This window comes from Pseudomaricurvus sp. ABR4_320, assembly GCF_056159445.1.
Genome location: NZ_JBSWVF010000001.1, coordinates 234,613 through 258,349 on the forward strand (window position 1 = coordinate 234,613; position 23,737 = coordinate 258,349).

At 51.3% G+C, this 23,737-nt stretch carries 14 protein-coding genes; 10 read left to right on the forward strand and 4 right to left on the reverse strand.

What is annotated here, in order from left to right:
• Nucleotides 1–16 precede the first annotated feature (16 nt).
• Complete coding sequence (locus ACXAFR_RS00980) at nucleotides 17–784, reverse strand: SDR family oxidoreductase (protein WP_475170857.1); 768 nt, start codon at nucleotides 782–784, stop codon at nucleotides 17–19.
• Between the two features lie 137 nt (nucleotides 785–921).
• On the reverse strand, nucleotides 922–2,181 hold the full coding sequence (locus ACXAFR_RS00985) for an alpha/beta hydrolase (protein WP_475170859.1): 1,260 nt from the start codon (nucleotides 2,179–2,181) through the stop codon (nucleotides 922–924).
• Nucleotides 2,182–3,321: 1,140 nt separating this feature from the next.
• On the opposite strand from ACXAFR_RS00985, the gene ACXAFR_RS00990 reads away from it, so the two are divergent.
• The 10 genes from ACXAFR_RS00990 to ACXAFR_RS01035 all read left to right on the forward strand — a co-directional run bounded on the left by ACXAFR_RS00990 (nucleotide 3,322) and on the right by ACXAFR_RS01035 (nucleotide 21,299).
• A complete protein-coding gene (locus ACXAFR_RS00990; protein WP_475170861.1) occupies nucleotides 3,322–3,525 on the forward strand; it encodes a hypothetical protein in 204 nt (67 codons plus the stop codon).
• A gap of 42 nt (nucleotides 3,526–3,567) precedes the next feature.
• Nucleotides 3,568–9,777 carry a type I polyketide synthase gene (locus ACXAFR_RS00995; RefSeq protein WP_475170863.1) on the forward strand — a complete coding sequence of 2,070 codons (6,210 nt, stop codon included), beginning with the start codon at nucleotides 3,568–3,570 and terminating at the stop codon, nucleotides 9,775–9,777.
• A gap of 52 nt (nucleotides 9,778–9,829) precedes the next feature.
• Nucleotides 9,830–11,131: an aminotransferase class I/II-fold pyridoxal phosphate-dependent enzyme gene (locus ACXAFR_RS01000; protein WP_475170866.1), complete on the forward strand. Its 1,302-nt coding sequence runs from the start codon at nucleotides 9,830–9,832 to the stop codon at nucleotides 11,129–11,131.
• Between the two features lie 55 nt (nucleotides 11,132–11,186).
• Nucleotides 11,187–12,011 carry an outer membrane lipoprotein-sorting protein gene (locus ACXAFR_RS01005; RefSeq protein ID WP_475170869.1) on the forward strand — a complete coding sequence of 275 codons (825 nt, stop codon included), beginning with the start codon at nucleotides 11,187–11,189 and terminating at the stop codon, nucleotides 12,009–12,011.
• A gap of 6 nt (nucleotides 12,012–12,017) precedes the next feature.
• Nucleotides 12,018–13,205, forward strand: a complete 1,188-nt coding sequence (locus ACXAFR_RS01010; RefSeq protein WP_475170872.1) for a hypothetical protein — start codon at nucleotides 12,018–12,020, stop codon at nucleotides 13,203–13,205.
• Nucleotides 13,206–13,379: 174 nt separating this feature from the next.
• The gene (locus ACXAFR_RS01015) at nucleotides 13,380–15,767 is read left to right on the forward strand and encodes an efflux RND transporter permease subunit (RefSeq protein WP_475170874.1); all 2,388 of its coding nucleotides are present in this window, start codon (nucleotides 13,380–13,382) and stop codon (nucleotides 15,765–15,767) included.
• A 133-nt stretch (nucleotides 15,768–15,900) separates the two neighbouring features.
• Nucleotides 15,901–16,635 carry a thioesterase II family protein gene (locus ACXAFR_RS01020; protein ID WP_475170877.1) on the forward strand — a complete coding sequence of 245 codons (735 nt, stop codon included), beginning with the start codon at nucleotides 15,901–15,903 and terminating at the stop codon, nucleotides 16,633–16,635.
• A gap of 93 nt (nucleotides 16,636–16,728) precedes the next feature.
• Nucleotides 16,729–17,160, forward strand: a complete 432-nt coding sequence (locus tag ACXAFR_RS01025; RefSeq protein ID WP_475170879.1) for a DUF4174 domain-containing protein — start codon at nucleotides 16,729–16,731, stop codon at nucleotides 17,158–17,160.
• A gap of 111 nt (nucleotides 17,161–17,271) precedes the next feature.
• Nucleotides 17,272–19,974, forward strand: coding sequence for a DUF2339 domain-containing protein (locus ACXAFR_RS01030; protein ID WP_475170881.1), 2,703 nt, complete (start codon nucleotides 17,272–17,274; stop codon nucleotides 19,972–19,974).
• 176 nt (nucleotides 19,975–20,150) lie between these two features.
• Nucleotides 20,151–21,299 (forward strand): trypsin-like serine protease, encoded by a 1,149-nt coding sequence (locus ACXAFR_RS01035; protein WP_475170884.1) that lies wholly within the window; start codon nucleotides 20,151–20,153, stop codon nucleotides 21,297–21,299.
• A 147-nt stretch (nucleotides 21,300–21,446) separates the two neighbouring features.
• Here ACXAFR_RS01035 and ACXAFR_RS01040 read toward each other — a convergent pair whose 3' ends face one another.
• Nucleotides 21,447–22,109 (reverse strand): YoaK family protein, encoded by a 663-nt coding sequence (locus ACXAFR_RS01040; RefSeq protein ID WP_475170890.1) that lies wholly within the window; start codon nucleotides 22,107–22,109, stop codon nucleotides 21,447–21,449.
• Between the two features lie 11 nt (nucleotides 22,110–22,120).
• The gene (locus ACXAFR_RS01045; protein WP_475170892.1) at nucleotides 22,121–23,440 is read right to left on the reverse strand and encodes an MATE family efflux transporter; all 1,320 of its coding nucleotides are present in this window, start codon (nucleotides 23,438–23,440) and stop codon (nucleotides 22,121–22,123) included.
• Nucleotides 23,441–23,737 lie beyond the last annotated feature (297 nt).

A 23,737-nucleotide genomic window follows, 5' to 3' on the forward strand; every position in this document is an offset into this window, starting at 1 on the left:
GATTAATATCTACCAGTTAAACTTTCGTTATAGATATGCCGCCATCCACAAACATCGCACTTCCGGTAACGAAGCTTGAATCTTCGGATGCGAGAAACAGCGCCGCACGGGCAATCTCGCCCGGCGTCGCCAGTCGCTTGAGGGCATGTGACTGTTGCACAAATTCAAGCATTTCCGGTGTCGTCGCAAAGGCCCGCCCCATCGGCGTATCCGTCCCTCCAGGCAACAAGGCATTGACGCGAACGCCCTCTTCTCCATACTCGGCAGCTAACGCTTTGGTTAACCCAACCACTCCCGCCTTGCCTGCTGCATAAGCAGAATTTTTTGGAAACCCCGTGGTATTTCCAACAAAGGAACTGGTAAAAATGATAGAACCATGGCCTTGTTTACGCATGCAAGGCACTTGATATTTAGCGGCAAAAAAAGCGCTCGTCAGATTGGTGTCTATGGAATGCTGCCATTCGGCATGGGAAAGATCACAGGAATCAATGCCAAAGGCATCGTTCGTTCCAGCGTTGTTGAACGCGACATCCAGGCGTCCAAACCGGTCGATCGCCACATTTACCAGCTGTTCAGCGTAAGTTTCTTCTTTGACGTTCCCAACCAGAGGAACTGCCGTCCCCCCAGCCTCAACAATATCAGCGACCAGTTGATCAAGCAGTGCCTCTCTGCGAGCGCCAACAACCAGCAGAGCACCTGCAGCCGCAAAGCACTTTGCGGCCGCGTAACCTATGCCAGAGCTGGCGCCAGTTACAATAGCGACCTTATTCTTCAACTGCATCATATCCATCACCGAGAGCAGGAAATCTATGGGCGTTTCTTAGCTACAGGTAAGGATGTCAGAGCTTAAAAGCGATAAACAGCCGAATCTTGCTGAATATCGGTGAGCTTTAGGGTTAACCGGACGTAGTTTAATACGCACTAAAACTCGATGACTTTTACGCGATCTGGGTAATCTTCTGGCATCCACCACACAACGGCCTCACCGGAAGATTCCAACCCTCGTTCGGATGCGGGTAAATTGCCTCTGATGGATAGAATTAAATCTGTACTGGACCAGGGGTGATCGAACCAATATCGGTGACCGGTAATATCAAATCCTCGGGTATCACTCCCTTCCGAGACATCGACATATTCGAGCCGATCGGCGCGTTCCACTTGCACCTTTTGCGCCTGTGTCAGGCCAGGGTTTAAAAGCCCAATACGATGACTGCCACGAATGAACAGCTGAGATTTCTTCAGGGCATCGTCATTGGAAGAGGCGGTCACAACGATTCTTTCCGCCACGTCATTAATGGCGGGCAAACGCGCGACAAATTCATCGGCAGGAACATCAGAGGCGGCAAAGTAAACTGTGCCAAGACGATAGCGTTCGCGCAACTCTTCCGCTGACAGCTCTGGTGTTTGCTCTCTCAACTGTGACAGTGCTGTTGAAACCAATCGGCCACCCGCACTCCACGTAATAATGTGAATACGCTTTGCCGATGTTTTCCCCGCCAGCTGCTTGATCACCGATACCAAAGCCGGTGCTGACTCATAGGAGCGTCGCCTGTCCTCGCCCAGACCATAGGAAAGAATGTTCTGATGAGTGGGCCAGGAAAACGCGACAGACACCAGATCTCTGCCCATAAAATGATCCAGCTGTGCTGCGAACACATTGGCGTTGTAGAAATTGACCGAGGCTCCGTGAACATAAATCAATATTTCTCCAGACCTTGAATCGACCAAGTCTCGATCAATCTGTGTCGCCAACCATCGACTGCTGGACGATGTTTCTGTCACATTGCCATCATCGTCGATCCCATATCGCCCCACCTCGAAGATGCCTGCCAGGGACAAGGGAATGCTTGCATTTCGAGGATATTGTTTTGACGCTTGACTCAAATCTGCCCAGGACAAATTCGAAGACCCGAACCCTACAGCCGTCATCCCGACATTTACATAGGACGATATCTCATTATTGTAATTAACGCGCTGGCTGGAATCTTCACGCGCTCGCGTGGTGGCGTAATACACCTGGCGCATCCTCCAGCGTTGGGACTCTGGAATCTCTTCCAGCGGACTTTTATCTTGCACTTGATACAACACCGGTGTTGGCATCAAAGGCACATCCACCGAAGAGCAGCCCGTAACGAACACACTCAAACACCCAAAGATAAGTAGCGCTGCTTTCATCAACATAAGGCATCCATGCACTGTTGTTACTGTAGAAGGTGGCTCGCATCCTAACACTGATCACGTCATTTTAAGACGCCCGTAGGGTCAGAAACAGAATCATAGGGCAATTATATGCAAGACAAAATGGCCCTACAAAAAGTACATCTATAATTTCGGCCATATGAAGAAACGACACCGCTATCGCCAATAAGAGATTGCGAAGAAGCAATGACCAAAAAATATCACCACTATTTTTAGGGGTATTTTTTCAAAAAACGACTCTGCCTAACAGCTCACTGGAAAAACGTCAAATTGACAGCATTCTGTCAATCAAAAATAAATCTCGCCTACTATAGTTACCAACTCGAAGACAAGAGTCTTCTCAATGGAACCGGTTCATCCTATGGTCTTGTTTCACTGAACGAACAATTAGTTCCTATAAAAAAAACAATAATGTCAGAATTTATATCATTGGACATGACTGATTTTTTTCGCGCCAAATTTTTATCTTGCACCAACATTTTGTGAAATATTTACTATTTACGAGGCATTTTGTCGTTAGAATTTCACGCACCATCCACATAAGTGAAATATTTATTTGCAAAGATTTTCACGCTTAACGTACGCGCCATTCGATTTCTTCATGGAATGAAATCTGAATTCGAGAACCTCCAACTTTCTTAACCTCGACGCACATGTCGACCGCATATTAGGGATGTATCCAAGCAGTTATGTCTAGGAAAGTACTTGCCAATTACTCACAGCTTGCCTTCAAGAGAATCGTCTATCGCTCCAATGGGTCCTCATACTTCGTTACAGGATGTGACCCCATCACGTAACTAGCTGCCGGCTCCGAGCGAGCAAAAAACACCCAACAAGCGATCATTGTCAGCCATTTTATAACTCATCACACCGTATAAGGCGGTCGCTCTACGCCTGTATTTTTCAACGATCTTATCTCCAACAAACGGAAAAGTGATCAACGATGCCAACCTCAATCAAGAAGACGACAATCGCGCGCCACAAAACACGCCCAACATCGAAACTGGCTAAAAATACAACGGAAAATACAACGTTAGGAACAACGCAGCTCTACTACTCTGTTATCAAGAAGCTGTTGTAGAGAAAACAACAGGGACTTTAACAATTCACAGGGATGCGACCATGCAACGCTTAACCTCATCAACTTCATCGCTTTCAAGAACGCTGCATACCGTGCGAACGGCGATTAGCAGCGGGCGCTATTGCAACGCCACTCAACTCTTTTTACTGCATTTATCAGCCGACAGATCCGTCTTCAAATCTGCCGCTTTTATGTATAGCCAATGGCTGGGGCCGATCATCGGCCTGCTGCTACAAAAGTTTTAATCCACTCAACACATTTTCGCTAAACACAAAGGAACAGGGAAGATGGACAGCAAAACTCGTCAACACAGTCACGGAATTAAAAATAAAGTCGCTATCGTCGGCTCGGCTTGCCGATTTCCGGGGGGATCTGACACACCAGAAACCTTCTTCGACAATCTATTGTCGGGCAAAACCTACGTCAGCGACGTACCCGGAGATCGCTGGTCTTCCAGCAAGTTTTACAACGCGCTTGATGCCGCAGGTAAAACCTATGTCAACCGGGGGCACTTCTTAAAAGACTATGATTTCAAAGCCTTTGATGCAGAATTCTTTAATTTATCACCGAGAGAAGTTGAGTTTCTTGATCCTCAGCAACGCTTGCTTTTGGAGTTGACCTGGGAAGCTTTGGAAGCATCGGGTTTTGATGTCGAAAAAATGAGTGGTTCGAACACCGGCGTTTTTGTCGGTGGCTTTACCGTGGATCATCTTCTCAACCAGTTTGGTGTCGGCGCCAGAGATCTGATCGGCACCCACAGTGCTGCCGGCGCCACTCTGACCATGCTGTCTAACCGGATATCCTACGCTTTTAATTTTAACGGCCCCAGCATTTCCATGGACACGGCCTGCTCTTCATCACTGGTCGCCTTTGTACAGGCTGTTAACGCCATTGAAACCGGGCATTGTGAAGTGGCGCTCGCGGGCGGAGTGAATTTTATCCTACGGCCTGAATACGCCATTGCCATGTCCAAAGGCCGCTTTTTAGCCCGCGACGGCCGTTCAAAAAGTTTTGACTCCCGCGCCGATGGCTATGGACGCGGTGAAGGTGGCGGCATTGTCGTACTGAAAGATCTCGCTGCCGCGCAGCGTGACGGTGACAGGATACTGGCAATTGTTGACGGCGCGGGCATCAATCAAGATGGCAGAACCAGCGGTATTACAGTTCCCAACCCAGATGCCCAAAAGAAACTGATGGAGCAAGTCCTGGAACAGAGCGGCTGCTCGCCGGATTCCATTGATTATATCGAAGCCCACGGCACCGGCACCGCCGTCGGTGATCCACTGGAAACACGAGCCATCGCTGATGTCTACGGCAGCGACGAAGGTTGCCTGGTTGGATCCGTCAAAGCCAGTATCGGCCACCTGGAAGCGGCAGCCGGCATCGCCAGCGTGATTAAATCGGTCATGATGTTGCAGGAGAACATGGTTCCGCCCATTGCAGGGCTAAAACGCCGTAACTCAGCCATACCTCAAGGAGTTAGGCTACCCCACGATCCGGTAAAACTGGTTGAGGACGAAAGCAGCGCGCGTATCGCCATAAACTCTTTCGGATATGGGGGCACCAATGCCCATGTGATTCTCAGCACCCATGGTATCGATCAACAAAGCGCTAAAGCCACTGACAAAGCGCCACAGCAATCTCACTACCCTCTCCTACCGATCTCAGCACGAGATACTCAAGCACTAAAAGAGCGCGCCAAACAATTGCGGGATGTCTTGTTACGTGCGGATGAACAAGAAGCGCAAAATGTTATTTTTACCGCGTGCGAACGGCGTACACACCTACAGCAAAGAGCCGCAATTTGGGCTGATTCCCCACAGGATTTACTGGCACAACTGTCGAACTACATCGACGAGAAGGAATCCAGCAAAAGCGCAGAAGGCCAAACGCCGGCAAACAACAACAGCAAGGTGGCGTTTGTGTATACCGGTATGGGCCCACAGTGGTACGCCATGGGCAAGGAGCTGTTCGCAGAAAATCCCATATTCCGTGAAACCCTGCAAAAAGCCGACGCCATTTTTACGCAGCAGGCCGGCTTCTCAATTCTTGAACAGATGTTTCTCGACGAGGATGTCTCGCAAATTAAAGAGACAGAATATGCGCAACCGGCAAACCTATTGATTCAGATCGGATTGACAGAGGCGCTGCGGGCAGAGGGTATCAAAGCCTCTGCCGTAGTCGGCCACTCCGTGGGCGAAGTCGCCTCCGGCTGGGCATCGGGGATGTTGTCCTTGGAAGACGCGCTTATGGTCAGCCGCGAACGCAGCCGCATTCAAAGCAAAACATCCGGACAAGGCGGCATGCTGGCATTGGGTGCAACGGCAGAACAAGCCCTTGACTATATCGGCGACAACGCTGATCGGGTTTCCATCGCAGCCATCAACTCACCCGGCAGCGTTACCCTGGCTGGCGATGTGGATTTATTGACTGAGATTCTCGAGCAGGCCACCCAAAAGGATGTCTTTGCTCGCATGCTGGAAGTCAGCGTTCCCTACCACAGCCCATTGATGGAGCCGCTGAAAGACGAGATCCGCGAGTGTCTCGCGAATCTGCAACCGGCAACCACTCAACTCCCCCTCTACTCGACAGTCACCGGCAAGCTCACGGGTGATACCGTCGACAGTCGATTCTTCGATGCCGAATACTGGTGCGATAACGTCCGCGAAGCCGTGCGCTTTGCCGATGCCATCGACACAATGCTGGAAGACGGCTACTCGATCTTCGTAGAAATTGGCCCTCACCCGGTTTTGCGCCGCTCCATTGGAGAAGTCGTCACTGCCCGCAAGACCGAGGCAAAAATGATCTCAAGTCTGTGGATGAACCAACCCGAAACCCACAATCTGCGCCGCTGTGTGGCTGAACTTTTTGTCAATGGCGGCACCATCAACTGGTCTGAACGGGGGGTCACTGGCCAACAAATCACACTGCCTTCCTATCCCTGGCAGCGCGACCAACTGTGGCGTGAATCCCATCAGCAGGAAAATGATCGTCTGGTGGAATCCCCCGCTCCTCTCAACGGCGGAGCCAATGCCATTGACCTCAACCTTGGCCACCTTAACTACCTGTTAGATCACGTTGTCGATGGCGCGTCGATTATGCCTGCTGCTGGCTTCCTGGAAGTGTTGTGCGAAGAGGCCAAGCGTCTTTGGCCGACCTGCGGCTGCCGTTTAGATCAAGTGAACATTCACGAAGCGATGCTTCTCAAGCAGGATCACGCGCAAAAAATGCAAGTGTCCTTTGACGAGCGTTCGAATGCTGCCAGCCTGCTGGCCTACGACGACCTCAGTGTTGATGCTCCGGTGACTCACGTCAATGCCATTATGCATCCACTGATCAACACCAATCCAACAACCGCATCTGGCTCCCTCGCAGCAGAGATTAGCCACACCCTGGCTGAAAACGACAGCATAGAAAGTGATGAACTCTACGATTTACTGCAGGAAATCAGTCTGCAATATGGACCCGCCTTCCAGCCGATCGTCACTCTGACTCGCAACATGGCGGATGGTGTCGCAATTTCGCAACTCGAATTACCTGAAGAAGCCGGCGCAGATTGCAGTGGCTATGTGATGCATCCCTCCCTGCTCGACGGGTGTTTCCAAACCGCGCTCAGTCTGATCAATATGCAGGAAGGTGCCTATCTACCGGTTTCTATCGACAGCTTGGAAGTGTTTCACAGTTTAACCAAGCAGATGTACTGCCGGGTGACCCTGGTTGAACACCATCAGAGCCATATCGTTTGTGATTTTCAGATGATGGATATGGACGGCGCTCTACTTGCGCAAATTCATCGCCTGACCTGTGTCGCTATGGGCGGCAAGCAAAACGCCCATGCGTATCCCCAAGGTGATTACAAGCAGGCCTGGATACCTGTTCCAGCACCAACGACCGACATTACGCTGCCGCAAGCGGTGGCCATCATTGGCAACTCCCATGATGCTTTGGCGGACGCTCTGATGGAATTCAGCAACAGTGTTGAAATACCCAGCCAGCGCTATGAAGCATCAGAATTTATCCAGTTATTAGGCAACCCCGACGGCTTGAACGACCTGCTGACACTGTCGACGCTGATCTTCGTCAGTAACAGCGGTAACAAACAAGGTCTTTCCGCCATTGATCTCGATGAAGGATTGCAGTTACTTGACCTGGTGCAACAACTTTCCAAAAGTGCTGCGCAACCCCAGCTGTATCTTGTGACACGCAATGCTTACGCCATCACCGACGAGGCAGAAACAGCCGTCGATCCAGGCCAAACGGCAATCGCTGGTCTCGCCCGAAATATTCGCAACGAACTGCCCGACTTAAAGCCACAAACCATTGATATCCACCCCACCTCAATTGACGACCTGTTTAAACAGGCGGAGAGTATTTTTCAAGAGGTCTGCCACCAAGCTACTCCTGACGAAATCGCCCTGCGAGGTGGACGACGCTACACCATGGAATTGCAACAAAGTGGTGATTTACAAGCCGCTCGTGTTGTACAAATCTCTGGTGAGACATCGGCAAGTATCCAGCTACAACGCAATGATGCGGGCATCTATCAGGCTTCTGTCATCAATCCTTTGACGCCTAGCGCAACCGAGTATTGTATCAAAGTCGATCGTGTTGGTTTTGTGTTCAACGACCAAAGCCCGTTGACCGGCATTACCGGCACCGTTATCGCCTGCGGAGATCAAACCCGAGCGTTTCTACCCGGCGAGAAAATCTGCGGCGTCATACCAAAAACCTATGCATCCGAATGCCTGGTCGACGAAGCCCAATGTGCCTTGGTGGCAATTCCCGATAACCGGGGTGAAACCTCAGCGCTAATGGCGACGACCGAAGCCTTTGCAGAAATGCTGTTCAACAACTGCGAGCCTCAAGCCGGTGAGTTCGCTCTTATCAGTGACGGACTGCTTGGCGACGCGCTCGCCCGCAGGCTTGCGGCTGAGGGTATGCAGATTGTGAGACTCAACGAGTCTCTTAGCATGGAAAGCCGCGACAGTTCACTGTCAGCTACGAGCGTCAACCACGTTGCATTCCAGTTGATTGCTGCACCACTCTCGACTTACGGAAAAACCATCGGCTTTCATCGCCTGAAAGAGAATGGCCACCTAATTGAGCTGGGCCAGAGCAGCGCTCCGTTTGCCATACCAACAAACTGCAGTCGCTACACGAAGTCTGACATAAATCCATTGCAGGACGGACAACGTCAGCGTTACCAGAGCGCATTGACAAACGCCCTGATAGACACGAATACCGCCGAACATTATGACGCGGCCAACTTAACGGTTGCGGATCTGGTGAATCCGGAAATTCAAAAAACCCTCGCCTCCTATGGCGACACCATCGACCTCAAGATTGGCGAATTCGAAACACCGTTCGATGCGTATGCGACGGATATTCCAACCTTCGATCCCCAGGGCACCTATCTGATTACCGGCGGCTTCGGAGGGCTGGGTCAATCACTTGCGCTGTGGCTCGCGCGAAATGGCGTTCGTCACCTGGCACTGGTGGGTCGCCGTGGAATGGATTCTCCTGGAGCCCAGACACTGGTCGAACAGCTCAACGCCGCCGGAGCAAGAGTTAACGGCTACGCCATTGACCTATCTGATGAGTCAGCCGTCGCAGATTTGATTGGCGAACTTGCGCAGCATGACGGGCAACCCTTGCGCGGTATCTTCCACGCAGCCGGCGTTCTGGCCGACAACCTGATTCTCGACCTGTCCGCAGACGATTTTCGCAAGGTGGTACAAGCGAAAGCGACCGGCGCCTATTCCCTGCACAACGCGACGATTGCGCAAAACGTCGAGCTGGAACACTTCGTTCTTTTCTCTTCGATTGCCAATCTCGTCGGCAACAGCCGTCAAGCGAACTACTGTTTTGCCAACGGCTACCTCGACGGACTGGCGCACTATCGCCGAGCCTGCCAGCTGCCTGCCATGAGCATTAATTTTGGCGCTATTGCAGGTGTCGGGATGCTTGAAGACGACGTTCGCGTCGGCCAGCACCTCACGCAAATTGGTCTGACGCCGTTGGATATTGATATTGCCCTGCGCGGTGTCGGCCGGGCGATGTCTCAGCAACAAATTCAGATCGCCGTATCCGAAACCGTTGCCTGGGACAAATGGGCCGCCTATGAAGTGGTTGGCGGCAAGTCGTCTGTTTTTAAAGCCTTGGTCTCAGCCAGTACCGAAGCGTCCGCAGGTGAAGCGTCTCTCGCCCAACAACTGCAATCCGAACTGAACATGCTGGATGAGTCAGAAGCGCGACAGTTGTTGACGGGCATAGTCACCGACATTGTTGCGGCCGCGCTGAAAACCAAAGCCGAACGACTGAAACCGGAATCCACGTTCGATTCCTTTGGTATCGATTCTTTGATGTCCACTGAAATCAAGATTCAGCTGGAACGCATGATTGGCATTACCTACTCCGTCGTTGAATTACTGGGGCATGCCAGCATCGGTCAACTGGTCGATAAAGCCTTTACAACACTCCGGTCAGACAAGGCGTAAGCGCCTTGTCTGTCTCAATCTGCCACCACCCGTTAAAAAAGGATTTCTAACCATGACTACCAAAAAACTGTCTTTTCAAGAATTGCTCAATCAAGCCCGAGACAAAGCGACGACAGCAAACATCTCCATTCCGCCAAAGGAAACGGCGAAACTGAATCCGCGTGACTATGCCGAAAGCGCACTGTTGGATCAGCTGCGTTCTTTATACAACGAGGAATCGGACCTGCAGAACCCCTACTTTTTGCAACGTAGCGGTACGGTCAATAGCCAGATGACCATTAACGGAGACGACTTCGTCACTTTCTCGAATTACAACTACCTGGGTTTATCCCACGACTCCCGAGTCATCAGTTCAGCCGCCGCCGCTCTGAATCAATACGGTACTCACGCGGGCGCGGCACGTATGGTCGGTGGAGAAATTGACCTGCATGGGCAGCTCGAAAAAGCACTGGCAGATTTTACCGGCTTTGATGCCGTGACCGTCGGCGTTGGTGGTTACAGCACCAATGTTGCAGCCATCGGCTATCTGATGGATCAACGTGACATCATCTTTCACGATGAATACATGCATAACAGCGGACTCATGGGCGCCATCATGTCCGGCGCTCGGCGCATCGCATTCAAACACAACGACATGGCGGAATTGCGTCGCCTCCTCAACGAGCACCGCGATCACTACCGAAAAGCGCTCATTCTGGTCGAAGGCGCCTACAGCATGGATGGCGATCTGGTGGATTTGCCCGAAGTGATTGTTCTCAAAAAAGAGTTCGATGCCTGGCTGATGATTGATGAAGCCCACTCCTGCGGGACCGTTGGTGCAACCGGCAGAGGCGTCTGCGAACACTTTGACATCCCCACCAGCGAAGTCGATTTAATGATGGGGACCCTGTCTAAAAGTTTTGCCAGCTGTGGTGGGTTTCTCGCCGGTTCAAAAGAACTCATTGAGCTGCTGCACCACTTCTGTCCCGGATTGCTCTTGTACAGCACAGGTATCAGTCCCGCCAACACCGCAGCTGCGTTAGCCGCAGTGCGCCTGACCAGCGACGAACCAGAACGTGTGACACGCCTACAAAACAACGCGCGTCGCTTTAAAGCCATTGCGGAAGAACGCGGTTTGGATTGCCGCACAGCGATCGATGGTGTGCCCATCGTGCCGTTGATGATCGAAGATGAACAGGCATTGTCGCTGATGTCACAACTGCTCAAGCACGGGTTTATCGCCCACGCCGTCATGCACCCGGTTGTACCGCGAGAGGCCGCCAGACTCAGATGTTTTATCAGTGCAGATCACACCGAAGAGCAAATGACTCAAATGTTGAACATCATCAGTGAAAGTCATCCCAAGCCGCACTGACAGCAATCATTAACGTTTTTACATTGAAATCGACGACTCCAAAGGAAGGTTATTCATGAACACTAAACGACTTAAAACCACGTTGGTCAGTTCACTGCTACTCGCCATTGCCAGCGTGAACATTCAAGCGACCAGTCCCGACTCGACGCCGGAGAAACAAGCAAAAGGCCGCAAAATTGCCGGAACTGTTGACTCTAACGATGCAGGTTTTGCCGACTATGTTGTCAAGGGCACCATGACCATCAATCGCCCCGGCACTTCACCGGCTGTACGAGAATTTGAAATGAACACCCTGGAAGTTCGCGAGGATGGCGACAAGCGTCTGGTGGTCTTTTCACAGCCGCGGGATCTGGCGGGGTTTGTCTCTCTTACCCACACGCACCCTGGCGCCGCCGATGATCAATGGATCTATCTGCCCGCCGCCAAGCGCGCCAAACGTCTGGCATCAAGAGATAAAACCGGCTCGTTCGCGGGTTCAGAGTTTGCGTACGAGGACATCGCCACCTGGGAACTCAGCAACTACGACTACGAGTTTATTAAAGACGAAGAGTGCGGCGAACCAGCTACTACCTGCCACACCATTGCCAACCTACCCAAATACGAATATTCCGGTTACTCCAAGCTGGTGGAAACTATTGATCCACGTATCTGGCAACCACGTCAAATCGTTTACTACGATCGCGAGGGCCGAGAACTCAAGAAACTCGAGTTCTACGACTACGAGCAATATCAGGATAAATACTGGCGCCCAGGCCGCATCGTAATGACCAATCTGCGGGACAATTCGGTTTCAGAAATTGTCTGGAGCGACTATGAGTTTAAAACAGGGTTGCGCGAAGCATCCATGACCTCCACACGCATGGATCGCTGGTCGCGATAAACCGCTATGAAAAATGTCACTCTACTCACGTTGGGTGGATGTCTGAGCCTCTGCCTTGGTGCTGAGGCTGCAAGTATCCGGGGCGATATCGGCCTGGATACTTACTACTTCACCGACGAGCCTACGTTTACCGATCAGGATGACCGCAATCTGGTGCTCAGTGGCTATACCAACATCGAAGGCGCCTACGATATCGGGGACAGTCTGCTGTTTGATGTTGATCTGTTTGCCCGTTATTCACCGGAAAGCGACGATACCTTTCGCGGCGACATTCGTCAGGCTGAGTTTTCCATACAAACCCGACAAGCCGATTTCCGGTTAGGCAATCTGTATGAAACCTGGGGTCTGCTGGAAGCATGGAATCCTGTCGATATCATCAATCAGAAAGACATGCAGGAAGATTTTCAAGGCGAGGCGAAACTGGGACAACCCGGTGGAGCCATCACCCTGCATCTGTCTGGCAATGTCTTTACGTTTTATCTGATGCCCTATGGCAGGGAGAGACGTTTCGCGGAAGACGATGACCGGCTGCGCACCCTAAGTGCGCCGGTGCTAGACAGTCACTTCGAAAACGGGCAGTCATCCCCCAGTGGTGCCTTTCGAGCACAGTTTTTTTTCGACAAGTTTGATCTGTCGTTTTCACAATTTTTTGGCCATGACAGAGAGCCGATTTTCACCCCAGTCATCGATGAAAACCGACTCGTCGGATTTGATGCGAATTACGAGAAAATCGGCCAAACCTCTCTCGAACTCCAATACGTTGTCGGCGACAGTGTGCTCAAAGGCGAATTCGATTATCGCGATACTCAGCAAGGGGATTCACTCGGCGGTGGCATTGGGGCGGAAACCACCTACTACCGCGTGGGCGGAGAATTCCCCTCGTTAACCCTCTATGCAGAGTATTACTACGACAATCGTACTGACGAATCTGCGGTAACGCCATTCCAGAGAGATCTCTATCTTGGTGCCCGCTACAACCTCAATGATCCCAGTGACACACTGTTTGAGGTGCGTTACACACACGATCTTGAGTGGGAATCGGATTTGATTGACCTGCGAGCCACCCGCCGCCTGACATCCAACAGCGTGCTGTCTGCGCAACTGCTGCTCCCGCAAAACACGCAAGAGGATATCGCGCTGAACGGATTGGACGGCGATAAATACGTCATGTTTACCTGGGACTGGTACTTCTAGCAGGCTGTTGAATTTCAAGTCGAGGCAGGCTCTGCAAAGAAAAAACAGACGAAGTAAGGGAATTTATATTTGATAAACGACTGAATTGAGTCTGTTTTTTACACAACAGAGGCCACGCAGATAGGAAATCAACAACCTGCTAGATATCTCACACTCTTACTATGGACGACCACAATGAGTCGAAATAAACGGTGTCAAGGCACCCCCTCAACAGGCTTTAAAGAGTCACTCAACCGAGGCTTGCACGGATACGCATCCTGGGTTACTGCAAATCCCTGGTTGGCGTTAATCGCCTCCATACTTATCGCCGCCTGTCTGAGTGCGGGATTATCCCAACTCAGTTTTCGCAGCGATAATCGGGTGTTTTTCGCCGATGAAAATCCAGACCTGATTCAGCTCGATAAATTCGAACAGGTTTATGGCCGCGACGATACCGTGATCTACGTCATAGGCGCACGGGACGGAGATCTCTTCACCCCGGAAAACCTCGACGCGATCAATGATATTACCGATACCGCCTGGGGCCTGCCCTTGGTAAAACGGGTGGATTCCGTCACCAACTTCCAGCGTGTGCGCGCCATCGGGGATGACATTGAAATCGATCATCTGGCGCGATCCGGGGACGAGATCAGTGTCGAGGAGGCTCGCCAACTCAAGGCGGATGCCGCCAACGAACCCCTACTCACCGGACGCATGCTGTCTGCCGATGGTAAGTTGGGATTAGTGGTCGCCAATTTTGCGTTCAATCGAGACAACGCCTCAGCGGATTCTGAAACCGCTATGGCAGCGGCAAAAGAGACCTTAGATCAGTTCACAGAACGTTATCCCCAGTTGGAGATTGGTCTCTCAGGCTCCGTAGCCTTGGATCACGCCTTTGTGGAAGCCAGCACCTTTGATAGCTCGGTTCTTTTGCCCATCATGGTCATTGTGCTCTTACTGGTGATTGTATTGGTGTTGCGTTCCGCCGCGGGGGCACTGGCAACCTTCCTGGTGATTGTGATGAGCACGCTCAGTGCGCTGGGGCTTTCGGCGTTGTTTGGCATTCCGCTGTCGTCACCAAGCGTGATCGCGCCCAATATTATTCTGACTTTGGCCACCTGCGACTGTATCCACATGTGTTCAGGTATGATGCGCTTGCGACGCGAGGGACATTCCCGTCGCGAAGCCGTACGCGGGGCATTATACGAATGCTGGTGGCCCGTCACTCTCACCACGATCACGACCGCAGTAGGTTTTTTGTCTCTGACCTTCAGTCCTGTGCCGCCATTTGCCCATTTAGGAGCAATTGTCGCGATTGGTTCCGTGATGGCGTGGCTGTTTTCCATCACATTTTTCCCGGCGTTGCTGTGTCTACTGCCATGGAAGTCCGTCGCCACGGCGCTGCCTGCCGAACGCTTGAGCCTCGCCGCAGCAAACCTGGTCGTCAAAGCACCCAAGATGATTCTGGCATCGGTACTGGTCGTCGCCGCTGGACTGAGTGTTCTCGCGTTCACCAATACCCTGGACGATCGCTACGTGCGCTATTTTGATCACAGCTACGACTTTCGCCAGGCGACCGATCGCCTCAACGAAGAGCTGGGTGGATTTTACATCATGGAGTTTTCGCTGGATTCTGGTGAAGCCGATGGGATCTCCAATCCGGACTATCTGCAAGAGGTCAACACCCTGGCGAACTGGTTAAGACAGCAACCTGGCGTTACCCACGTTCACGGCCTGCCCGACATTCTAAAAACCATCAACCAGGCCATGCACGGCGGTCGCACAGAGGAATACCGGCTGCCAACCGATCGTGACGTGGCAGCGCAATACCTCGCCCTGTATGAAATGTCGCTGCCATTTGGTGTCGATCTAAAAAACCAGATCACATCGGATAAGCGTTTCGTACGGCTATCGGTCAATCTCAGTGACGTCTCGACACAAGCCATGGCGGACTTGCAAGCTAACGCAGAACGCTGGGCCCAGGCAAATACACCACTTCTCGCCGACTCAGCCAAGGCAACGGGCACGTCTCTGTTGTTTGCCCATATCGGGATTCTCAACATTCAAGAAATGTTGAAAGGAATGGCCGTCGGCGTGTTTGTCGTCTGGGGAATTCTGCTGCTGGCTTTCCGCTCCTTCTCGCTAAGCGTGGTGGGCACATTGGCAAACCTGACACCTGCTCTGGTTACTCTGGGCTTGTGGGCATTGATTAATGGCGAAGTGGGTATGGCTGTGGCGACAGTCGCGTCCATTACCTTTGGTGTTGTTGTCGACGATACCATTCACATGCTGACAACCTACGCCAGATTGCGGCGTACGCAGGCTTTCTCTGTAGAAGACGCGATACTCGGCGCCTTCCGAGGCGTTGGCCCCGGCATGATCGCCATGACACTGTCGCTGGCAACCGGGTTTGCGTGCCTGGCCTTTTCCGGATTCCAGATCAACGCCTGGATGGGCATGATGGCATCGCTAACCATTGTTGTCGCGCTGGTCTTCGATCTTTTGTTTATTCCAACAGTCCTGTTGCTGTTTGGAAAGAAATCGGAGAAACCTTTAGTTGCAACTGCCACCCTAACGCCCTAGCAAAATCGTTGATTTTCATTTTCGAGGCAGAGGCCACGTAGATTGAAAATCAGCAACTTGTTAGTGCCTTTCCTTCCACTCGTCGCGGATCAGGTAATGCCTGATCCGCGCGTTAGATGTAATGACAAACGCCATGACAACCAACAACTGTTTTTATTTTCCGTCTCCGAATCCCGCGGCGCCCATGCGTCTGTTTTGCTTTCCGTTTGCAGGTGGCGATAACTCCACGTACATCCCCTGGGCAAAGTTTCTGGGACGTAACGTCGAACTGGTCATTGTGCAACTGCCCGGGCGTGGACATCGAATACAGGAAACCTCTCACACCTGTATGGATGCCTTAACCGATGAACTTTATGAACACATCGCCGATGTGATCGATCTCCCCTACATCTTTTTTGGTCACAGTATGGGGGCTAAGGTGGCGTATGAATTAGCGTGCAAACTGCATGCAAACCACCACCCGCTCCCCCTACATTTTGTCGTTTCGGGAAGTGGCGCCCCCTTTCTGGAGCGCTCTGCTGACCCCATCCACCAATTACCTGACGACGAATTTCTCGCCCGAATCGAAAGAATGAACGGCACCCCACCGGGTATCCTCAGCAACGAAGAGCTGATGCAGCATTTGCTGCCCGTACTCAGGGCTGATTTCAGTTTGACGGAAACCTACCGAGCGCCCACCCAGACGCCCTTGCCGACGGATCTTACTTTGATGTTTGGCAGCGAAGATGCCGTGGTCCATAAAGAAGAAGTTCTGGCCTGGCAAGAAGCGTTCGACACGACAACGATGGTGAACGAATACTCGGGCGGCCATTTCTTTATCCACGACCATATGAAGACGATCGCGAGACAATTGGCAAAATTGCAATAACGAACCAATCGACGACAGAGTGGGCTATCACTCCTGAAATCCCGTACACAACAGACAACTTTAAACGTTATCGGGCAGGCAGACCTGAAAGCCATGCGAGCTACCATTGCCATTATGCGACAACTCTTTGGTATGAGTGCAATAGTTCTGTTGGCCTTGGCACCCTGTGCCCAGGCTGCAGAACTGGACGATTATCTCTGGGAAAAGCGAGTCATTTTAATCCAACAGAAAGCCGCGGATGACGAAGCATTAAGCGCTCTCAAACGTTGGCGCGAAGACATTTCAAGCCGCCATATCGTCTGGATTGCAGGAACGGACACACCAACATCCAATCTCGGCGCCAGCTTGTCCCCGACTGATGCCACGACGCTTTTGGACGAAGGATTTGAAGATTATCAGGACGCAAACGTTCTCTTGATCGGTAAAGATGGCGAAGTCAAAGCAACCGCGGATATTCTCGACTTAAATACATTGTTCGCGCTCATCGACACCATGCCGATGCGGCAGGCTGAAATGCAGCGTTAGTTGCGAATAGCCTCTCGTAAAAACCGCAGCGTCTCTGGCGACATGCCATCGAGACGATGGGACGGGATTCATCTACAATAAAGACTCTTCTGCCAGCTCTAGAGGCGTTACATGGAAGTGTGGGTCTTATTTTCTCTCATACTCTTGAGTTTATTGATTACGACGGTAATTTTCGCATGGGTCGGTTTCTTTCGATCCCGCACGCTGGAAAAGCGCGTTAATCACCTCACTCAGCAAGTCACACAGCTGACCCTGCATTTAGAAGACAATCTGCTTTACACACGGCAACAAGCTAACCAGGAATTCACGGCCACCGGTGCTGCGGATCCCAAATCGCCTTCTGCGACGGAACTGGAACCGGTACAACAAGATAAAACGAACGTCAGTAGTACCTTTCAATACGCACCTAATCGTAACGCCGATGAACCGGCCAATGAACTTGATGCATGGATAGACGCCCCTGCTGTTCGCCTATCAATAAGTGCCACCGGTTCGATGGAGCCCAAAGTTCCAAGCTGGTCAGATCAGTTAACCGCCAATATCAAAGACAATTGGATGGCCTGGCTTGGCGGCACCTGTGTGGGCTTATCGGGCATATTTTTGGTTAAATACTCCATTGATCAAGGGTTGTTAGGCCCAACCGCTCGAATCGCCATAGCAATTGCCTTGGGATTGGTGTTGCATCTGGTTGCGGCCTATCTGCGAACCAAATTTAAGATTCAATCAGAAGCCATCGCTGCCCTGGCCGGTGGCGCGAGCATCATCCTCTACGCGGCACTGTTGGCGGCACTGCATCTCTATCAGTTACTGCCCGCCAGCTGGGTATTTATGCTGTTGGCGGTGTTGTCCTTCCTGACCATGTTGACGGCCTTTCAATACGGCCCGTTGCTGGCCGCCATCGGCATTCTCGGGGCCTACATCGTGCCAATATTGGTGGATACCGGCAGTAATAATGTCGCAGGTGCCCTCATCTACTCCGCGATCATTACGCTCTCTGCGCTTATTATGTTCCGATGGATCTTTCGGCGCTGGTTGTGGCTCGGGGTGATTGTTGCATCGACAGCCTGGTGGTCTATCGCGCTTCTTAACGATGTCAGCTGGAGCCTATTAAGCGGTTATCTGATCGTAATGCTCTACGCCGTTCTTGCCATTCAGCAAAGCGATTGGGGGCTTAAACAGGATTTCCCGCTACCCAGCGCCGACCATATTGTCGCAGCGCTTAAGCAACGCATAAAGGATTTAACCCCTGACGAACGCTATCGCGCCCTGGTGGTGGGATTAACAACACTGGCCTGGTTGATGGGCTTTACCCTCACCGATTTACCCTTTTCTGGAAAAGTTGGCATGCTGGCGTATCCAGCGCTGTTGCTATGGCTGTGCCTGCATCGTCCGGTGTTAACCCTAGCGGTGATGCTCGCAGCGATTGGATATATTGGTCAGGTGGCCTTTGCCCACTTCGCGCAGCTGCCCCTGTTAACCCAACCCACACTCAGTGACCTGTTGATGGGGCTCGGATTTATCTTCACTTTCGGGGGCTATTGGAACCTTCGCCACACTCAATACCAAGGCTTTTGGGGATTGTTTACCGCACTCGCACCGGTCGTCAGTTTAGCTCTGGCTTATTTGACCCTAGCGGGTATTGCCTCCGACAAACAATGGGCACTGGCCGCACTGATTCTGGCACTCAGCTACAGTGCCTTTGCCAAGCGTCTTCGTGACCTGCGTCTCAACGACAACACCATTGCCGCGTTGTTGATTAGCGCACATTTCGCGTATTCACTGGCGGTGGTTATTGTGTTGGATGAAGCCCGACTAACCCTGGCGTTGGCATTACAAACCATCAGCCTCGCGTATCTCAGTCGACAATTTACTCTACCGTTGCTCGCACCTTGCGTTAAAGCCCTGGTGGTCATCGTTATTGCCCGCTTAACCCTCAATCCCTATTTGCCCGACTATGATCTGACACCCCACTGGCCACTCTGGGTATTCGGCGGCCCCTTGCTGTGCTGTGCCATTGCCTGGCGGCTGATGCGGCAGCAGGAAAGCCCGCTTAGCGCTTGGTTACAAGGCGCCTGCTTGCACTTGCTGGCATTAACCGTCATCGGCGAAACACGCTATCTCCTCTATAACGGTGTGGTGTTCGCTCACGAATTTACCCAAAAAGAAGCGGCCGTCAACACCTTAACCTGGGGCGCTCTGGGTTTGGTATACCTTTACCGAGGGCGGGTCTCTATTCAGATTCGCTGGCTCTATCAACTGGCTGCCAGCCTACTGCTCACCGGCGCTTTACTCAATTATCTGGCGGGCGCCCTGGTGATGTTTAATCCACTCGCTTATTTGGGCAGCTGGCTCTCCACCACGCCAGTATTTAATCCCTTGCTGCTCATCTACGCAGTACCCGCAGTCTTTTTTCTTTTGGTTAGCTTACTCAGCCCAACACGTTGGCGACCTGTTCTACGGTTGGCAAGTGCCGCCGCGGGCTTTATTTGGATCAACTTGGAGATTCGCCACCTCTGGCAAGGCTCAGATATGCGACTGTACAAGGGCGCCGTTCAAGGCGAGCTTTACACCTACTCGATGGTTTGGCTTTGTCTTGCGATCGCCACTCTCGTTAGCGCCATTAAGCTTAACCGGCAATCGATCTATCGAGCAGGAATGATCTTGCTAATGGGTGTTGTAGCAAAAATTTTCTTGGTGGATATGTCGGGTCTAACCGGTTTGTTACGAGTAACGTCTTTCTTGGGATTGGGTCTATGTCTGCTGGTTATTGCCTTTATGCATCAAAAGGTGGGTAGACGTTTAAACGAAGAATAGACATTTTCCGGCTCCTAACGACAAGACAAAAACATATAAAGAACGAGCTGCTTGTTGTTAAAAGTTCACACATCCAATGTGAATACTTCCTAAGGTCCGTCGCCTAAAATGTGTTGATATAGATCTGCCACGGGCACATGACAACATTCAGGGACTAACTCGCTAGGGATAGCAACATGAAAGTACTCTTTGCATCACTGCTCTTTGCTGTATCAAGCATAGCTTGGAGCGACGATATCGGTTCAACCACCAACCCGCTCATCGGGGGATTTCAAACCACTGCGCGACCAGAAGTCGGCGTATTTTCCTCACCAATCGGAAACTGCACCGCGACTCTGATCGGAAAATTTCACATACTGACGGCAGCACACTGTAGGAGTTATCTACCCTACCATTTTAATACCGGGGACTTCACCATTAGGAAACCGTTTGAAACCATAGAGCGCAGAGTGATTCGGTGGTTCGGACAAGGCATAAAACTGGGCACCCATGACTGGGCAGTTGGTATTTTGGATAGACCGATAACAACCGTGGCACCGGCTAGAATTTCCGATCGTCAACCCATTGTTGGAGAGACGTTAACGGCGGTGGGCTATGGCTGTAACGATCGAAAAAACCCATCACAGCCGCTCGTCAAACGGTATCTTGAGTATGTTCATTCTGGAAAAACCAACTATGGGTGCCCGGGCGATTCCGGCGGCCCCGTTTTTCTGGACGATTTTTTTAGTAATGGCGATATCATTCGGGTCATTTCTGCAATTAGATCCGGAGCAACGCAAGAATACGACATAAGTGCCGATGCTGTTCTCTACCGTGATCATATTAAATCTTACGTGAGCGCATTTCCCGCAAACGGGGTTTGCTATCGAACTCATCTCGCCAGCAAAGGCTGGCAGCCCGTCTCATGCAATGGCAATATTTCAGGAAGCACAGGAGAATCCAGAGCCATCGAAGCGATTCAAGTGTTCAGCGACAAATACGAGATCTGCTACGAAGCCCATGTTCAAAGTGACGGCTGGCAATCCAAAGTATGTGACGGGAATACCGCAGGCACCATCGGTCAAGGAAAGCGACTTGAAGGTCTGCGTATTTATCTCACACCAAAATATTCAAAACTCTTTGACTATTCCTCTGGAATGGGTATCGCAAAGCCAAATTTTCGTGAAATTCTGAATCAAGTCCGCAGGGATGCCGCAACAGCGACGCTGTCCTATTCATCCCACGTACAAAATGATGGCTGGCAACCCGTGGTTTACGATGGCGAACTGACCGGCACAGTTGGCGAATACAAGCGTATGGAAGCCATCTCAATTAACGTTCAGTAAAAACAATATTTAAAAGTTGCGAGCGTGGTCATAGGTTACTTTGTGGCCGCGCTTTTTTTTATTGCAAGGCTTTACTATCGAATAATCTGATATAAAGACACAGTTTATTTATTGATTTTCACGAGACTGTCAGGTTTAAGCGCAAACTTACTGACCTTGGCACCTTGAATACAGTCGGTAACTCCAAGCGAGCACGACACACAACCCAGCAGGAAAAAGCAGCGCATAAAACTGATAAAAGGAAAACAAGCCTGCGCCTAGGGTTCCGCCCAAAATAAACCCAAGAATAATCAACACAAACAGCCTGGCCTTGCGCTTATCCAATGAATCGCCCTTTAACAATCCACCCAACATAAGGCCTAAATCGGTAAACAGTCCTGTAACGTGTGTCGTACGAACGATGGCACCACTGTATGTCGTCGCCAAAGCGTTCTGCAAACCACAGGCGGCAGAGGCAAAAAAGTGCCCTCCGGACAGATTATTATTGAGCAGCAAAAAAGAACCCACCAATAAAAACGCTTCCAATAACAGCGCTGTATCGTAGTGTCGCCCAAGTTTTAAAGTCGCCCCATGCACGAGATAACCCGCAATCGCTGCACCGGCTAAAAACGACAGAAGAACACCCAGCAAATGAACACTTTGAGGCAGCGTATCATTTAAAAAACTGGCCCCCAACAAGGTTGCCGTGCCAGACAGATGAGAAACCGCCTGGTGTTCAAAGCTCAAAAGACCGATCGCATTCACAAAGCCCGCAATCAATGCTAACAACAACGCGCCAACTTCAATCCATTTCGGTAGTCGGGAAATCAAATGACCACCTCCTAAGACGAGGAAATTTCAGCTTCAACGCGTTTTAACGTGGTTCGATAACCGGCATAGGCAAACCCACCCGCCAGTAGATTGCCAACCAAGGCTCCCCAAAAAATGCCTGGGATCTCAGCGTAATGCGCTCCCAGCCAAATACAGGGCAAATAACAAACAAATAACCGCACGATAGAGATGGTTAACGCCATATAAGATTTCCCCAGCGCATTGGATACCGACACCAGCAGCATACAACACCCGAGCGCGCCCAAACTGATGGGTACCACAGTTAGATAGTCGCTCAGCAGCCGACTCACCTCAGCATCAGTACTCATCAATCCTGCCAGTGGCGTAGCACTCAGCCAGGCAATCGCCGCGATGAACAACTGCCAGAAGAGCACAAAGATCAGTGCGATGCGCACCAATGCTTTAACGTGATCTAACTGCCCGGCGCCCCACGCGCGACTGATCATCGGCGGCAGTGACATGGTCAAGGCCAACACCACCACAATCGCAAACATCTCAAAGCGTGCGCCCAATGCCCAGGCCGCTACTGCAGTCGAACCAAACCCAGCCAACAACTTGGTCGCCAACAGCGCCGAAACCGGCGGCATGAGTTGGCTTAACATGGCCGGTGCTTGCAAATGAAACATCTCCGGAATGGTGTTTTTCAGATTGAGTGAATGGTAGTGAAACGCCAGCCACTGCTCTTTTTGTACCCGGAAATACACAAACAGCACCCCAATACCAAAAGCGATGCAGGTCGCAATAGCGGCGCCATTGAGTCCCATATCCAAAACGAAGATAAACAAAGGATCTAACACCAGATTCAGCAGACTGGTCACCACCATCATGGTGCCAGGCAGCACGGTATTGCCATGTGCCCGGCATAAGCTATAAAGAAAATACAGCAATGCGCCAACACAGGCACTGCACAGCCACCAAACCCAATAGTCGTCAGCGAGGGGGAGAATATCCGACGAGGCTCCTAACGCCGTTAAAATTGGATGACGAAACAGATAGATCAACAAACATGCAACAAAGACCGCAGCACAGCCGATGGACGTGACCAAACCGCCCAACTGGCGAGCTTCTTCGCAACGCTCCTGCCCCAATGCTCTACCGATCAATACCGTGGCCGAAACACCAAACCCCACCTGTAAACCGATGATGACCATCTGCATTGGCAAGGTGAAGCCCTGTACCGCCAGCGGTGTCACCCCTAATTGACCAATAAACGCACTATCGACGAGCTGAAAGCTCATTAACGACAGCACACCCACCACCATCGGATAGGTCATTTTGAACAAATGGGCGAACAAACCAGGAGCAAACAAAATAATCTCGCTTAATGTGACGTCGACGACAGATTGCAATAGACGCGTTGCGGACCGTTAACGGGGTACAGTGTAGACCCGAACAAAGCACAAAACATACGGTAAGGGACAGCTGCCGGCCTTATGACGAAAAAGCGACAAGCGACTCGGATATATCGATATCAGCCTACAGCAGATATAGCAGTTGGTTATTTTTTAAACGCAACCGCAATCAAAACATGGCGTAGCATACGTTGTTCTCACGAAGATGACAGCCCGGACGTGTGATTAATCTTATCAAAGAATTTGTAGGGTGAG

What these genes read in the sequence shown, in the direction of transcription:
- ACXAFR_RS00990 (WP_475170861.1), top strand. Translation starts at nt 3,322, where the DNA reads ATGCAACGCTTAACCTCATCAACTTCATCGCTTTCAAGAACGCTGCAT.
- ACXAFR_RS01005 (WP_475170869.1), top strand. Translation starts at nt 11,187, where the DNA reads ATGAACACTAAACGACTTAAAACCACGTTGGTCAGTTCACTGCTACTC.
- ACXAFR_RS01020 (WP_475170877.1), top strand. Translation starts at nt 15,901, where the DNA reads ATGACAACCAACAACTGTTTTTATTTTCCGTCTCCGAATCCCGCGGCG.
- ACXAFR_RS01010 (WP_475170872.1), top strand. Translation starts at nt 12,018, where the DNA reads ATGAAAAATGTCACTCTACTCACGTTGGGTGGATGTCTGAGCCTCTGC.
- ACXAFR_RS01015 (WP_475170874.1), top strand. Translation starts at nt 13,380, where the DNA reads ATGAGTCGAAATAAACGGTGTCAAGGCACCCCCTCAACAGGCTTTAAA.
- ACXAFR_RS00980 (WP_475170857.1), bottom strand. Translation starts at nt 784, where the DNA reads ATGATGCAGTTGAAGAATAAGGTCGCTATTGTAACTGGCGCCAGCTCT.
- ACXAFR_RS01035 (WP_475170884.1), top strand. Translation starts at nt 20,151, where the DNA reads ATGAAAGTACTCTTTGCATCACTGCTCTTTGCTGTATCAAGCATAGCT.
- ACXAFR_RS00995 (WP_475170863.1), top strand. Translation starts at nt 3,568, where the DNA reads ATGGACAGCAAAACTCGTCAACACAGTCACGGAATTAAAAATAAAGTC.
- ACXAFR_RS00985 (WP_475170859.1), bottom strand. Translation starts at nt 2,181, where the DNA reads ATGTTGATGAAAGCAGCGCTACTTATCTTTGGGTGTTTGAGTGTGTTC.
- ACXAFR_RS01030 (WP_475170881.1), top strand. Translation starts at nt 17,272, where the DNA reads ATGGAAGTGTGGGTCTTATTTTCTCTCATACTCTTGAGTTTATTGATT.
- ACXAFR_RS01000 (WP_475170866.1), top strand. Translation starts at nt 9,830, where the DNA reads ATGACTACCAAAAAACTGTCTTTTCAAGAATTGCTCAATCAAGCCCGA.
- ACXAFR_RS01025 (WP_475170879.1), top strand. Translation starts at nt 16,729, where the DNA reads ATGCGAGCTACCATTGCCATTATGCGACAACTCTTTGGTATGAGTGCA.